Raw genomic sequence first — 14,772 nt, forward strand, 5'->3', positions numbered from 1 at the left:
ACTGAGTTTGGTAAAAAAGTCTCGTTATCTCAAGCGCTCTCAGCCGCTTGAATTCGGTTTCGGCCGCTCTCTTTGGCTTTGTAGAGTGCGGCATCGGCGGCAAAGACCAATTCTTCGAGACTGCTCTTGTCATCGGGAACGATGGTGGCGCAGCCCACGCTGACGGTGATGCAATCTCGCGCCGTTGAATGGTCGTGCCTGATGTCCAATGCTTCGATGGCAACGCGGGCATTTTCAGCGACCTGTATCGCACCATTTTCGTCAGTATTGGGGAGTATCAGAATGAACTCTTCTCCCCCGTAGCGCGCCACCATGTCGGTTGAGCGCTGCAGTTGCGCCTGCAGTGTCTCGGCAACCCGGATCAGGCATTCGTCACCCATCTGGTGGCCGTAATTGTCGTTGAAGTGCTTGAAGTGATCCACATCGAGCATAACCACAGATAAGGGCTGGGGCTGCCTTCTCAGGCGCAGCCAGGTGTCTTTGAGGTAGGCGTCACCGGAACGCCTGTTAGCGACGCCGGTCAGGCCATCGCGGTCGGCCAGGCGTTGCAGTTCTTCATTGAGTTCTTCCAGCTCTGCCGTGCGTTCAACCACTTTCTCTTCCTGGAGCCGGGAATGGTCCTGTACCTGGGTGTAGAGCCGGGCGTTTTCGATGGCGACAGCCGCCTGGGCGGAGAGCAGTTGAATCAATTCCACCCGGTCGTCGGTGAAGACGGCGTCGGTCAGGTTGTTCTCCATGTAGACCGCCGCCTCAAAACGTTCCCGCACGATGATAGGGACACACAGTACTGATCGTGGATGCAGGTGAACAGTGTAGGGGTCGTTCACAAACGGGCCGTCGGCCATGGCATCGTGCAGGACCACGGCTTCGCCCCTTTGAAACACCTGGCTGATCACGCTCATTGGCAGGGCGAGGGCCTTGCCCTGACGATCGCTGAGTGTTGAGTGGGTAGGGATCTCAACCTGTGGTGACGGCTGCTCTGGCCGGATTATGGCCTCGACACTGAACGCACCACCGGCCCGGACAATCAGGCAGCCCCATTGCCCACCGGCATTTTCCAGCAGAATCGCCAGGGTTTTCTGCAACAGCTGGTCCAGCACCATCTCGCCGGAGATCTCACGGGAGGCTTTCATAACCGATGCCAGGTCGAGACTGGCCAAATGGCTTCCTGGTGGGCTGAGGTGGGCCTGAACCCACTGACGAAGCACCGGGAACTCGTCTTCCAGCTGTTCTACCTTGCGTTGTGCGCCCCAGCGGTTGTATACCCCGTGGGCACCACGGAGATAACCCTCGGCTGAACGCCGTTTACCCACTGCCAGCAGGTGCCGTGCGGCGCGCTCAAAGGCAGTGGCCTCATCGCGCAGGAAGCCGTTTGCCCGTGCCGTGTCGATGGCCGTGTCATAGAGCTCCAGTGCGGCGTCGTGCCTGCCATCCAGGCGGGCGAGTTCTGCGGTCATCAGCCATTGAAGGTGGCGGAAATTCGCTTCGCAATTGTCCGCCCAACGGGTCATGCGCGCCAGGTCCCGTTCCAGGCGTTCTCGTGTGGCCTGTTGGTCAGCCCTGTTCATGGTGGGGAATAGGGTCGTGAGGGTGAGGTTGGCAACAATGTAGAAACGCACGAGCTGGGGCAGGGACATCGCGGACTTGATTAGCTTGTCCTGCTTTCTGACAAAGTGCAGTGCCTGTTCGTAGTTCCCGTAGAGCAGGTTGATCTCGGCACTGTAGATATGATGATTGGCAATGCCGGTCATGAACTGGCGCGTACTCATTGCCTCGAGACACGCCTGGTCATCAAAATCATCGGTGCTCAGACTGGCCGGTGAGTGGGTGGTGCCAAGAAAATTGCGCTGCATCTGTAGGAAGAGGGAACCGGAGTCCAGCGAATCCTGGTAGGCGCACTCGCGAACGATGTCGAGGTTTTCCTGATGCAACTGGCTTGCGGTTTCCAGATCCATGCCCGGGTCCCAGATCACGCAGTCCTGGGCACTGTAGGCCAGATAGAGCAGGTCGCCGGATTGATAGCCGGCTTCGATGCCCTTGCGGAACCAGGGCGTGAGCGTTGCCCAGTGGTTGCTCCAGTGATGAACGAACATGGCGTATACATAGATAACGCGCGCCCTCAGGCTGAGGTCATCAAGCCGTTCATTGATGGCCAGGCCAACCTTGGCGTACTGATAGCCCAGGGCGGGCTCGTCCAGCTCACCACACAAAAGCATGCCGTAGGCGGCATAGGCAAACGCCGATTCCGGGCAGTTGCCCCGATGCAAAGCCAGGTTAACCGCTTTTAGCACCAGGTAGCTGAACAGCTTGCTGCCGGAGAGAAACGCGGCCGCAAAGATTTCCATCAGCAGACGCATGGCGGTCAATGTGGCTGGGTCTTCGATGACAGGAGCATCAACCAGGTCGGTGATTTCGCGGCCAGCCAGGTTCGTCAGTACCCGTTGGCGTTCGACATCGATATCGTGCTGGCTGGGGTGTTCGGTGAAATTGACACCCAATAGTGCCAGCCCCTCAATGGCAGCGTGAATAGACGCCTCCATTCTACCCAGCGTGGCATTCTGCCGGGTACGTATGGCGAGAATGTCGGCGCGATGCAGCCGGGAGTCCGCATGGTCCAGCATCTGCTCCAACCAATGGTCGGCCTCTTCGGTACGTCCGGTGAGGTAGAGGCAAAGCTGTATCTCTGACGCCAATGTGGCCATCAGTGAGGGCATCTGTGACCAGGCGTCGTCTGGCAGCAATTCCTCGGCGACCTGCAAGTAGTCGAGTGCCTGTTGATAGGCCGAGGTTTGTCGGGCGCGACTGCCGGCACGAAGGTTGAACTCGGCCAGTTGAAGGCGTTCTGACCCGGACTGGATCAGCGCGCGCCCCTGATTGAGATGATTCACGATATCAATCAATTGGTCATCGGCGACCTGCCCGCCGCCGTGTTGTAACATCAGGCGCCCGACCGTTAGGTGTACCCTGGGGAGCTCGTCGGTCGCAATGAGGTTGTAGGCAGCCTGCTGCACACGGTCATGCTGAAAACGATAGCTGGGGTTGAGCACCCGCTCTTCGTCCTGGTGTCTCGCCAGGCGATAATCACTGTGTAGCGGCAGCACGGTGTACTGTTTCAACGCCGGCAGAAGGGCCCGGGCGGTTTCCGCAACGGTATGCTCGTAGATGGTGGCGAGCGTTTGCAGGGTAAAGGTATTCCCGATGCTGGCGGCCAGTTGAAGTACGTTCTGTGTTTCGTCCGGGAGCTGTCGCAGGTTATCCAGCATGAACTCAACCACGTCATGGCTGGTTTCATCCCAACTGGCCCTGTCGAGCTGCCAGTGCCATTGGCCACTGCCCGAATCTGACCAGATTGCCCCCTGGGCATGGAACTGTCGCAGCAACTCGTTGGTAAAGAAGGGGTTGCCCTGGGCGCGGTGAAACAGCATCTCGCTCAGTGTGCGGCTCGTTTCCGGCTCGCAACGCAGGGCATCGGCCACCATTTGGTCCACCGACGATTCATCAAGCGGCCCCACAGGGATCTGATGAATTCGCCGATGGTTGTTGAGGTCATCCAGGAGCAATCTGAGCGGGTGCCCAGGGCCGACTTCATTGCTGCGATAGGCGCCAATCAACAGCAGGTGGCTCTGGTCCCTGGAGGTGACTATACGGCGTATCAGGTCGAGGGTTGGGGTGTCGCTCCACTGCAGATCGTCCAGGAACAGCACGACCGGATGGCCTTCGCCGGCAAACACTCGCAGGAATGCGGTCAGTACCAGCTGCAACCGGTTACGGCTCTCTGAGGGTGGCAGCTCGGTCACAGGGGGTTGTTCGCCGATAATCAGCGCCAGCTCCGGTACCAGGTCGATCACCAGGGCGCCGTTGGGCCCCAGCGCACCAAGCAGTTCGGTGCGCCAGCAGTCAAGCTGGTTGTCGGGCTCTAGCATGATTTGCTGCACGAGGGCACGAAAGGTGGCTGCCAGTGCTGAGTAGGCTTCGCTTTGCTGGAACTGGTCGAACTTGCCCTGGACCAGGAAGCCGCGTTCGCGGATCTGGTAGCGATCAATTTCGTTGACCAGTGCCGACTTGCCAACGCCGGAGTAGCCGTGAACCAGGCAGAAGCGGGATCGTCCCTCCACCGCCTGCTCGAACAGGCCCAGCAGCTCCTGCAGCTCGCGCTCACGGCCGTAAAGTGCCTGGGGAATCAGAAACTTCTGCAGATGATCCTTTTCACCCAGTGTGAAGGGCAGCAGTGGCAGATCCTGTTCTATCGACGTGGCGCAACGGGATAGGTCGTGCAGCAGGCCCAGGCTGCTTTGATAACGTTCTTCCGGGGATTTGGCCAGAAGCTTCAGCACAATGTCTGAAAGGGCCTCGGGTATGTCCTCAAACACGGTGTGAGGCGCCGGAGGCAGACGACTTATGTGGCTGTGTACCCACTCCAGGGTATTGTTGGCTGTAAACGGAGGTTGGCCGGTCAGAAGTTCAAACAGCAGCAAGCCGAGGGAATAGTAGTCCGAGCGGTAGTCGAGGCTCCGATTCATGCGCCCGGTCTGTTCCGGCGACATGTAGGCCAATGCCGCCTCGGGCTGATTGGGCAGCTGTTTGGCCTGCCGCTCCTGCCCCAGCTCCGATGCTATATTGAACCCCGACAGCACCAGTGCGCCACTTCTTGAGTCAAACAGGACGTTATGGGGTGTCAGCGACTTGTGCACGATGTCCTGTGCGTGGATGTCGCTCAGAATCTGTACCAGGGCCTGGGCTATTTTCAGCGCCTGGGGCAGGGGCGAGCGTCTGTTACGGCTCTCGGCCATTACCGAGGCAAGCGAACGCTCACAGGGATCGGTGATGAGCGCCAGGTTCCCACTACCGTGTGGCAGTATGTCATGAACCCTGCGTACGCCTTTCACGCCGTCGAGCCGTGAAGCAATGCTGGCTTCGTGATTGAGCGTGGCCACCTGCCTGCGGTCGGGATATTCGGTATCAAGGGTTTCAATGCAGACGTCTGCACCGTCCGAGAGTCGCCGTGCGCGATAGACCGCCCGGCCTGCTTTTCTCCAGAGGCAGAAGGAGATTGTGTATCCGGGCAGCTGTAATTCGCTCTGCATCAGGTGCCGCTCCTGGGGATCACGCCTGGCAATGGAACACTCGATCGAAGGTGGCGCTGAAGTCCTCTTTGGCGTTGTCCAGTAGGGGTTGGCCATGGCCACAGAGAACGTGTTTGAAGTTCAGTGTTTTGAGGCGGTTAAAATCCTCGGCAGCAGGTTCCGCCGCCTGCAGCCAGACTGGGCCAATGTTGGCGGGTGTGAAGAAGCCCATCTGCTCCATTCGCTGTCGCGAGGCGTCGCAGAAGTGCTCGTCGGGTTTCAGCCAGTTCTGCAGGGCGTCACAGGCTATCAGGATGCCGCCATCCCGCTGGAGGTGGAGTACGCCTTCAGGAAGTTTGGTAGTTTGGAACTGAAATAGCGATGCGTCACTCAGGGGCAGCGTCTGGCCGAGGACGTTTGCCTCTCTTTCAGACCCGCTTTGGTCCTCCGGTTCCAGACCTGGCATCACCCAGTACTGCGCCTGGTAACGGTCAACATAGAACGCATCGTCACGCCCATGCAGAGCGCCAAGCCGAATCACGTCGGTTACTTTTCCCAGTCGGTCCAGTTCCGCCAGGCCGTCATCATCAAGGCGGACCGTATTGATGAGGATCAGCCGTTCACCGTCACGGACGATGGTCATGTTGCGGCTGAATTGCCAATCCAGGTCCATAAGGACGGTTTCCATGGCACCACTGACAAAAAACAGATCCGGCAGGATCTCTTCGATGGCATTGTGTGCCAGGGCTGGCGGGAAAGACGGCATGAGAACTCCTCAGTCTTTATCATAGTTATAGCGGCCGACGTAGCGATACTCTCTGGCGTATTCGTTCAGATAGGCGTTGAGGTATCGCTTCTGGGCCTTGTTGAGGCGTCCGTTCCGGATATCGTCCATGGTTTCATCAACGTTGCTGCTGTCCAGCCGTCTGAGGTGAAAAAGCGTCATGTCCCTGCCTCCAAAAAAGCCTTTGAGGAAGTGGTGCAGAGGCCTCGCCTCGGACATATCAAACACGGCCCCGTAGAGGGCCGTGTACAGCGGCTGTTTTGCCAGCAACGCCCGGTCAAATGTTGGGTAGTCTCCGGGTGGTGCCGCGAACGTTGGGTACTCATCAAGTTGATGAATGGGCTGATTGGCCAGTGACTCCAGGTATTTGCCATCCAGTCCGGCCTGGCGGCCTCCCTCCAGAACGATGTTCAGGTAACGACGGCTTGGTCGGCAGTCGTTGTCGATAAACTGGGGCATGCCCACATAGGTGAGAGCAGAGACTTTCGGGGCCATTGCCGCGCTAGGGTTATCCGGCTCTACCTCGATCTCTATGCGGTTATAGCCATGCCCGTAAGCTTCGGCCTGATCCAACAGAGAAAGCGCCTCGTCCGGGCATTCATGGAGCACGCCGAGAACCCGGTCGTCCGGGTGGCCGGTGTTTTCGATGTTGCCAACACCACCCTCATGGCGGAAGAAGTGCTGCACGTTGAAGCGTAACCGCCATCCGCGCAGCACCGCTTTCGTAGATGCCCGAGGCTCGACACCCTTCGCTCTCAGCGAGAGCATGCTCATGTTGGAGCCAAAGCCAAAGTAGTAAAACATAGATTCAATAGATTACAGGTTAACCTGCCCTCAGGTACTTTTCTATAACCTGCCACGGCAAAGGCGGTGGCAGATTGGCTTATCAGCAATACGGCCAGGTATCGGTTTTCGCGGAGCTACCTTTACCCCGGGATATTGGGGCTTAATGGTAGTCTATATGGCATCATTATTTATGATCTCGCGTTGAAGTTATACCCGAGTATTGAAAGTGCCAAACCCCGTTCCCTTTAGCCTGAAACCATGACCTCTCTTTATTCACTATGATTCAGCATCTCACAGAAGCCCTTGTCCCTCTGCTGTCTTTGATACTCCTCGGGGCCATTCTTGGCCGAAAAACCGATTTTTTTGACGGCAAGGCATTGGCTGGTCTGGTTACCACCGTTGGAATCCCCGCGTTGCTGCTCCACTCCGTATTGAGCATGGATATGGACATTTTAGGAATGGGTGCCCTTGTAGGCATTACCGTGGCCTGGCTGTTCGTCATGGCGATGGTCACTGCACTGTTGCTTACGCTAGCTGGCCTGCCGGTGAGGTCCTATCTTCCGGCGTTGGTGCACCCGAATACGGGCAATATGGGGATTCCGGTGTGCTTTGCGCTGTTTGGTCCGCAGTCGCTTGGGCTGGCGGTGGTGATTTCCTCGGTGATTCAGGTCAGTCATTTTACGTTGGGAATCGGCTGCCTGTCCGGGCGGTTTTCCATCAGGGCAATGCTGAAGAACGGGCCCGTCTTGGCATTGATCGCAGGTGCTTTTCTGTTGGCGACAAACATTCGCCCGCCTGGACCGGTGATGATAACGCTGGATATGCTGGGCTCGATTACCGTACCGATAATGCTAATGCAATTGGGCAGCTCTATTGCCAACCTGCGGCTGTCAGGCGCGCGGGATATGCTAAGGCCTCTCGTGTTCAGTCTGTATCGGCCATTGGGTGGTCTAGCCCTTGCGTGGGTGCTGTTGCTGATTTGGCCGTTGAGCGCCATGGAAGCGCAGGTTTTCCTGATTCAGTGTGCGATGCCGGTGGCGGTAATGAGCTACGTACTGTCGGTGCGCTATCAAGGGCCGTCGCAGGAGATCGCTTTGACTATTCCAATGTCGTTGCTGGTTTCTTTGGGGATTGCCGTAATTTTTGCCCTGTTTGCGTAGTGGGCAGCGCCCGGGATTGCTGCGGCGAACATCAGGTCGGCTTGCGGCTCCAACGTATTGACGGTGCCCAGTTTCCGCAGTCACCCTGAATGAACCGTGTCTACCAGCAATCGTTTGGCCGGGCGGGAGAGTATTCTGACTGATCACACGCCAGAACAATCCGGTGACCGCGCGCCAAGAAGTGCAATGCTTGTAGCGCTTGCAGCCCTTTTCTGGGGGCTTTCGGGTGGTATCGGCGCCATCCTGCTCGCAGAAGGGTGGGGCTCGTTCGTAGTCTCGTTCTACCGGGGGATTGTCGGCCTGCTGTTTGTACTTGTCTGGCTGATTCTATGTCCTGGGAACAGCGGATTGGCCAAGCCGCGGCTCTGGTTCTGGGCGGCGGTGGCCGGCCTTGGCGTGGCGGGCAACTTCTCCTTCTATTTCCTCAGTATCTCCGAGGGCAGCGTTGCCGTCGCGGTGACCCTCATGTATTGCGCCCCGGTGTTCGTGTTTCTGGTTTCCTTTGCCATCGGGCTGGAGCAGCCGACGCCGTTCAAATGCGTGGCCATTGTCATCGTTATTGTCGGCATCGCTCTACTCACGGGTATCTATGACGTTGGCGGTAGCAGTATTACGTGGGTTGGCGTGGTTGCCGGCCTGCTTTCGGGGTTGTCCTATGCATTGTTTATTTTCGGCTTCAAGTTTGCTGCCAGGAACGGCAGCCCTCAGGCTGCTCTGGTGATCGCGTTTGCCGTGCTCGGTATTGTTCTGATCTGGCCAGCCAGCCTTGTGCAGGTCATTGCTGTGCTGGGTGCACCGGAATGGCCGATGTTCATTGCGCTGGGGGTGCTCGGTGGTGGCGTGTCTTTTATAAGCTATATCGTGGGTCTCAAGCACACCGTACCAACCGTCGCTGCCGTTGTAGCGATGGTCGAACCTGTTACCGCTACGCTCTTCGGCATTTTATTGCTCAATGAGAGCTTGGGCGGCGTCCAGTTCCTCGGCATGGGGCTCATCCTGGTCACAGTGACGGCCTTGAGCGTCTATTCGAGCAAGTCCCAGTAGTAATCAACCGGGATTTCAGCGTTCTCTGGCGATAGCCATTTGCCTTCAGAAGCATGAAATCTCGCCCACAATTTGGCGTGCCGTTCGATTAGCTCCTATGTTGTCGGAAAGACTCGGGGAGGAATCGTCATGGAAGCTCTCGCAAAAAAGTTGGGTCTCAGGACCAACCCGACCATCTTTTTCACGTCCGCTGGGATCATGATCCTGTTTCTGGTCGTGCTCCTGATTGCGCCCGGCCCAATCGGAGAGGCCTTCGGAGCGGGGCGTGAATGGATTGTTACCAACCTGGGTTGGTTTTTCATTTTCGGGGTGACGAGTTGGGTAGCGTTCCTCTTGTGGGTTGCGCTCAGCCGATTCGGCGCCATCCGGCTGGGCGGCAACGACGCGAAACCGGCCTACAGTAATATTTCCTGGTTCACCATGCTGTTTGCCGGCGGCATCGGTACCGTGCTGATGTTCTGGGGCGTGGCCGAGCCCATCTCGCACTTTTCTTCCCCGCCGAGGCCGAATGTCGAGCCCTATTCGGTCGAAGCCGCCGACGATGCCATGAGCTTCGCTATCTACCACCTGGGGCTGCACACCTGGGCGATCTTCACCATGCCGGGGCTTGCCTTTGCGTATTTTATCTATCGTTACGACCTGCCGATGCGCTTCAGTTCGGTGTTCTATCCGTTGATCGGCGACCGCATATACGGGCCTCTCGGCAAGACTCTCGATGTGTTTGCGATCCTCGGCACGCTGTTCGGTGTGGCGGTGTCAATCGGGCTGGGCACGCAGCAGATCAACGCCGGGCTGACTGAGTTGTTTGGCATTCCGGATGCGGTAATCACCAAGGTGCTGATCATTGCCATCCTGACGGCCGTCGCTGTGGGGTCGATCGTCGCCGGGCTGGACTCGGGTGTGAAGCGGTTGTCCAACATCAATATCGGTATGGCCGTTGGCCTGATGGTATTCGTGCTCTTCACCGGTTCGACGGTTTTCCTTCTGCGAGCCGTGGTTGAGACGTTTGGCCTCTACATATCGAACCTGCTGCCCATGGCCTTCTGGAACGACACACTTGCAAGCTATACCGGCGACGATGGCGGCTGGGGATGGCAGGGCAGCTGGACGGTATTCTACTGGGCCTGGACGGTGACCTGGTCGCCCTTTATCGGCATCTTCGTGGCGCGGATTTCACGGGGGCGGACCATCCGTGAATTCGTGCTCGGGGTCCTGTTCGCGCCATCAATCTTCACCCTGATCTGGTTCGCCATTTTCGGCTGGTCAGCAATGCAGATCGATGGCATTGGGCCGGAGGCCAGGGAGGCGCTGGGCGAACAGGCGGGGGTGTTGTCACAAGCCGTAGGGGAGAGTGTTCCCCTGGCCATGTTCGCGTTCTTCGAAAACTTTCCGGGGGCTACGTTGATCCAGGGCCTGGCGGTTGTGATTGTCGCCATCTTCTTCGCGACCTCATCGGACTCCGCTTCCCTGGTGGTCGATATGTTATGCACGGGCTCGCCGGACCCGGGCCCCTGGCATCAACGCGTTTTCTGGGGTGTGTCTGAAGGCATGCTGGCAGCGATGCTGATCGTACTTGCCGGTGACGCCGGGCTGACCGCGTTGCAGGAAGTGATCACCGTGGTTGGCCTGCCGATGTTCATCCTCGTATTCGCCATGATGTTTGCCCTGTTCCGCGGCCTGGCCCAGGAGAAACTCAGCGAAGTGAGGGTGGGCAGTCCACCGCGGCCAGAGCAGTTGTGAACTGACCTGAATTGGTTGCTGATCACTGTTGATGGCTGGCCGAGGCCAGCCATCCTGGAGTCAGGAAAGGTGATGAACGTTTTCCATACCGTACACTGGCGTGTCGATGCTCTCTTTTCGGGCTTTCAGTTGAAGTGCGAGATACAGCGAGTAGTGGCGTGACTGGTGCAGGTTGCCCCCGTGGAACCAGAGGGCTTCCTGTTGCGTTGGCTTCCACATATTGCGCAGCTCACCTTCCCAGGGGCCAGGGTCTTTGGTGGTATCTGATCCCATACCCCAGCACTTTCCAACTTTATCGGCGACCTCCTGGGATATTATTCGTGCCGCCCAGCCATTCATGGAGCCGAAGCCGGTGGCGTAAACAATCAGATCGGCCGGCAGTTCGGTGCCATCCGTCAGGGTGACAGATCGGGGGTTGATGCGTTCAATACCGACCCCGCTTTTAAGCTTGATTTCGCCCTGGGCGACAAGTTCGGATGCACCGACATCGATGTAATAGCCTGAGCCACGGCGCAGGTATTTCATGAACAGCCCTGAGCCATCATCGCCAAAGTCCAGCAGGAACCCTGCTCGCTTCAGCCGACTGTAGAAGTCCGCATCCTGTTCGGCGACCTGCTCGTAAACCGGGATGTGCATATCGGGCATGATTTTGAAGGGCACCGACGCAAATGTGAGATCGGCCTTTTCTGTGGTCATGCCGTTCTGTACCGCCTCTTCGGAGTAGAGTGGGCCTAGCACCAGCTCCATCAGAGTGTCGGACTTGATGATGTGGGTTGATGAACGCTGAACCATGGTGACGTCGGCGTCGTTCTCCCATAACGCAGCGCAGATATCGTGTGCGGAGTTATTTCCGCCCAGGACTACGCACTTCTTGCCTTTATAGGCAGCGCCACCGGGGTGTTTGCTGGAGTGGTGTTGCTCGCCTTCAAAACTGTCCATTCCGGGAATATCGGGTATGTTGGGGATGCCCGACATGCCGGTAGCCAGCACGAGCTGCTTGGGGCGAAGGGTGACTTTCTCGCCGTCCCGAACCACCTCCACGACCCATTCCTGACCGGCCTCATCGTAGCGCGCCCCCGTGCACTCTGTTGAGCTCCAGTAGTTGAGCTCCATGATCTTGGTGTACATTTCGAGCCAGTCGCCGATTTTGTCTTTCGGCGCGAAAACGGGCCAGTGGTCCGGGAACGGCAGGTAAGGCATGTGGTCGTACCAGACCGGGTCATGCAGGCAAAGAGACTTGTAGCGGTTGCGCCAGGAATCGCCTGGATTCGGGTTTCGCTCGATCACAATCGTTGGCACGTCCAGTTGCCGCAGACGGGCGGCCAGGCCAATGCCCCCTTGTCCACCGCCGATGATCACGCAGTAGGGCTGGCGGCTGTATCCCAGTTCCTGTTCTTCGTCCTGCTTTGCCTCAAGCCAGGTTTTCCGTGACTTGGTCGCTCCATGCTGAGCGCCTTTGGGTCGAAGAAAGTTTTTCTTCTCGGGAAACTCCTTTAATTCCTGCATGGTGGTCAGCAGGGTCCAGGCACCGCCATCGCGAAGCCGGATGTGCCCTTTACCCAGAGCATCCCTGGTTTCGAAGGTAATCCAGGCTTCGGTCACGCCGTCCTGTTCTGTCGCGTCTTCGGCAACCTTCCAATTGCTGGGGAGGACATGTTTCGAGGTCTGTTCCAGCATGTCGCGGATATGGTCCCGGCCCTCCAGGGTTTTTATGTTCCAGGTTATTGCAACAAGATCTCTCCAGAAGCCGTTTGCTTCAAACAGTTCCGCCGCCCTTCCAGGATCGCTCGACTGCAGTATCTCGCTGAACCCGTCAAGCCACTGCTGAACTCGTTGGGTGGGGGTGATTTGGGTTTCGGTCATCACGGTTCTCCAGATTTCCATTGTTTTTGTTGGCGGGGAGTCTTTGATCCCCGGTGCGTTGTTGAACACGCTAATAGGAACGGAGCAGATGACGTGCCACATCGGTCTCCAAGGGCTTTTTATTTTCCAGGTATCTGAAATAAAGGGGTTTCAGGGATTTTTGTGAAAGGAGGAGGGGGTGGCGGAGCTATGTGGCAGAAGGCCCTGGCATTACGGCTGTAATGCGATTGCCTGTAAATGCGTTACAGGTGTAACGATCACTCAGGCACTAAAGGAGGATGTTGATGCCGGGTAATCCGGTATAGGCTGTCAGAACGACGAAGCAGTATCTCATCGTAAATGACAACAACAATATCAGAGCAATGCAGGAGCTTGGCATGACGATGCAACAGGCACAGCGGCGCCACATAGATACGATTCTAAGTTATACGGATGAAGGCGTGTGTGCGGCTTTATCTCCGGAGTCCGAACTGATTGGTCGCTCATGGAAGCGATGTATTGACGAGTACGGACTGGACCCGAGCCAGCCGCGTCGTGCCCGGATCGTGACTCATCAAACCCTGAGGGAGCATCAGGACTCGGTCGATGAATTTCTCAACGTGGCTCGGGCCGGCGTTGAGCAACTGTATATGAATATCGCAAAGCTGGGTTATGTGCTGTTGTTGACGGATCACCGGGGCATTACCGTGCAGTTTCTGGGGGATCGGCGTTCTGACCAACGTTTGCGTAAAGCCGGTTTGTACCTGGGGGCCGATTGGAGTGAGAAGTACGCGGGCACCTGTGCTGTGGGTACGTGTATTGAAGAGGGGCAGGCCCTGACATGTCACCGGGTCGACCATTTCGATGCAACCCATATAAGCTTGACCTGCACCTCGGCGCCCATTCTTGATCCGCTGGGCAACCTGCTTGCGGTACTCGATATTTCGGCTCTGGATTCGCCTGATCCACACAGCAGCCAGACGTTTGCACTGCACCTTACCCAGCTCTACGCCCGCATGATTGAGGACGCCTATTTCCTCCGCCGTTATCGCAATCAGACGGTCTTCCGGTGTGATGCCTCGCGGGAGTTTGTGCAGGTAAATGGCCAGTACCTGTTCGCCATTGACGAGGATGGGTGCGTGGAGGCCGCCAATACAGCCGGTCGTTCACTCATGTGGAGCCATGGAAACGGCAGCGATACCAAGCTGACCAGCCTGTTTGAATGCGAGTTAAGGGACATCTGGAGCATCCCTTACGATCAGGATGATCAGGTCAGGGCGTTCAGGCACTGCATCAGTGGCAATACCTTTTTTGCAGCGTTGATCCAGCCTAGGATCAAGTCGACGGCTTCCGCATCTTCTGACGCCCTGCCCACTGATGAATCTGTGCCTGAGCTAGATGCGCTGGCAGCGGATGACCCCGTCATGAGGCGAACTCTTGGTCTTGCCAAACGACTGAGGAACAGAGATGTCGGGCTGCTGGTGCTGGGTGAGACCGGCACGGGCAAGGAAGTGCTTGCCCGGGCAATACACCAGTCCAGCCACCGCTCCCGACGGGCGTTTGTTGCCGTAAACTGCGCAGCCATTCCCGAGTCACTGATCGAGAGCGAGCTTTTCGGGTACGTGGCGGGCGCGTTTACCGGTGCGCGGGCCAGAGGAATGCGGGGAATGATCCAGCAGGCGGATGGTGGGACATTGTTCCTGGACGAAATCGGGGATATGCCCCTGCAGCTCCAGACCCGGCTGCTGCGGGTGCTGGCGGAAGGCGAAATTCTGCCAGTGGGCGCCGACAGTCCCGTGAAAGTGAACTGTCGCGTGATAGCCGCCACGCACCAGGACCTGGGCCAACTGATTGAACATGGTGCGTTCCGCGCTGACCTCTATTACCGGCTGAATGGGGCCACGCTGCGCTTGCCCTCTCTGGGAGAAAGGGCTGACCGACAGCATGTCATTAACCGGGTACTCACACACCTGATCGACCAGGGACAGCTGCCCGATGTTCGAATCCGGGCAGATGCGATGAGTGCGCTGCTTGCCTACGACTGGCCGGGTAACATTCGTCAGCTTGTTAATGCACTGGCGTTTGCAGAAGCTACCTGCGACGATGGACAGATCACGGCCAATGACCTACCAGACGAGTGCTTGAGAGATCCTGCGATCGCGGCAACGAGCGTTGAGCGGGATGTCGACCCCGACGAGAGCGATCCGTTATTGGCGGCACTAAAGAAATACCGCTGGAACGTCTCTGAGGTCGCACGTCGTTATGGAGTGTCACGCCCGACTATCTATCGCTGGATGCAGCAGCAGGCGATTGAGGCGCCGAGGTTCCAAAGCAAAATATAAGTCTACGCTGC

The 14,772-nt window shown here is 57.6% G+C and carries 8 protein-coding genes; 4 read left to right on the forward strand and 4 right to left on the reverse strand.

Annotated features, from left to right (window positions below; genetic code table 11):
* Positions 1-29: 29 nt before the first annotated feature.
* Genes B2590_RS00560 through B2590_RS00570 form a run of 3 tightly spaced genes read right to left on the reverse strand, consistent with a single transcriptional unit; the run spans position 30 to position 6,651 of the window.
* Entirely contained in the window at positions 30-5,084 is a 5,055-nt protein-coding gene (locus B2590_RS00560) for a diguanylate cyclase (protein ID WP_286811886.1), read from the reverse strand.
* A 19-nt stretch (positions 5,085-5,103) separates the two neighbouring features.
* Positions 5,104-5,829 (reverse strand): hypothetical protein, encoded by a 726-nt coding sequence (locus B2590_RS00565; RefSeq protein WP_075196979.1) that lies wholly within the window; start codon positions 5,827-5,829, stop codon positions 5,104-5,106.
* Between the two features lie 9 nt (positions 5,830-5,838).
* Entirely contained in the window at positions 5,839-6,651 is an 813-nt protein-coding gene (locus B2590_RS00570; RefSeq protein ID WP_007152691.1) for a gamma-glutamylcyclotransferase family protein, read from the reverse strand.
* Positions 6,652-6,911: 260 nt separating this feature from the next.
* On the opposite strand from B2590_RS00570, the gene B2590_RS00575 reads away from it, so the two are divergent.
* The 3 genes from B2590_RS00575 (at position 6,912) to B2590_RS00585 (ending at position 10,577) form a co-directional block, all read left to right on the forward strand.
* Positions 6,912-7,793: an AEC family transporter gene (locus B2590_RS00575; RefSeq protein ID WP_286811885.1), complete on the forward strand. Its 882-nt coding sequence runs from the start codon at positions 6,912-6,914 to the stop codon at positions 7,791-7,793.
* Positions 7,794-7,979: 186 nt separating this feature from the next.
* Positions 7,980-8,837 carry an EamA family transporter gene (locus tag B2590_RS00580; protein ID WP_036209310.1) on the forward strand — a complete coding sequence of 286 codons (858 nt, stop codon included), beginning with the start codon at positions 7,980-7,982 and terminating at the stop codon, positions 8,835-8,837.
* Between the two features lie 129 nt (positions 8,838-8,966).
* Entirely contained in the window at positions 8,967-10,577 is a 1,611-nt protein-coding gene (locus tag B2590_RS00585) for a BCCT family transporter (protein ID WP_007152688.1), read from the forward strand.
* A 60-nt stretch (positions 10,578-10,637) separates the two neighbouring features.
* Here the strand turns inward: B2590_RS00585 and B2590_RS00590 are convergent, their stop codons facing one another.
* Positions 10,638-12,440 carry a flavin-containing monooxygenase gene (locus B2590_RS00590; protein WP_286811884.1) on the reverse strand — a complete coding sequence of 601 codons (1,803 nt, stop codon included), beginning with the start codon at positions 12,438-12,440 and terminating at the stop codon, positions 10,638-10,640.
* A 377-nt stretch (positions 12,441-12,817) separates the two neighbouring features.
* Between B2590_RS00590 and B2590_RS00595 the strand changes: the two genes are divergently transcribed.
* Positions 12,818-14,761, forward strand: a complete 1,944-nt coding sequence (locus B2590_RS00595; protein ID WP_286847777.1) for a sigma-54-dependent Fis family transcriptional regulator — start codon at positions 12,818-12,820, stop codon at positions 14,759-14,761.
* Positions 14,762-14,772: the final 11 nt, after the last annotated feature.

It is taken from the genome of Marinobacter sp. UBA3604, assembly GCF_002375325.1.
Lineage (GTDB): Bacteria > Pseudomonadota > Gammaproteobacteria > Pseudomonadales > Oleiphilaceae > Marinobacter > Marinobacter salarius.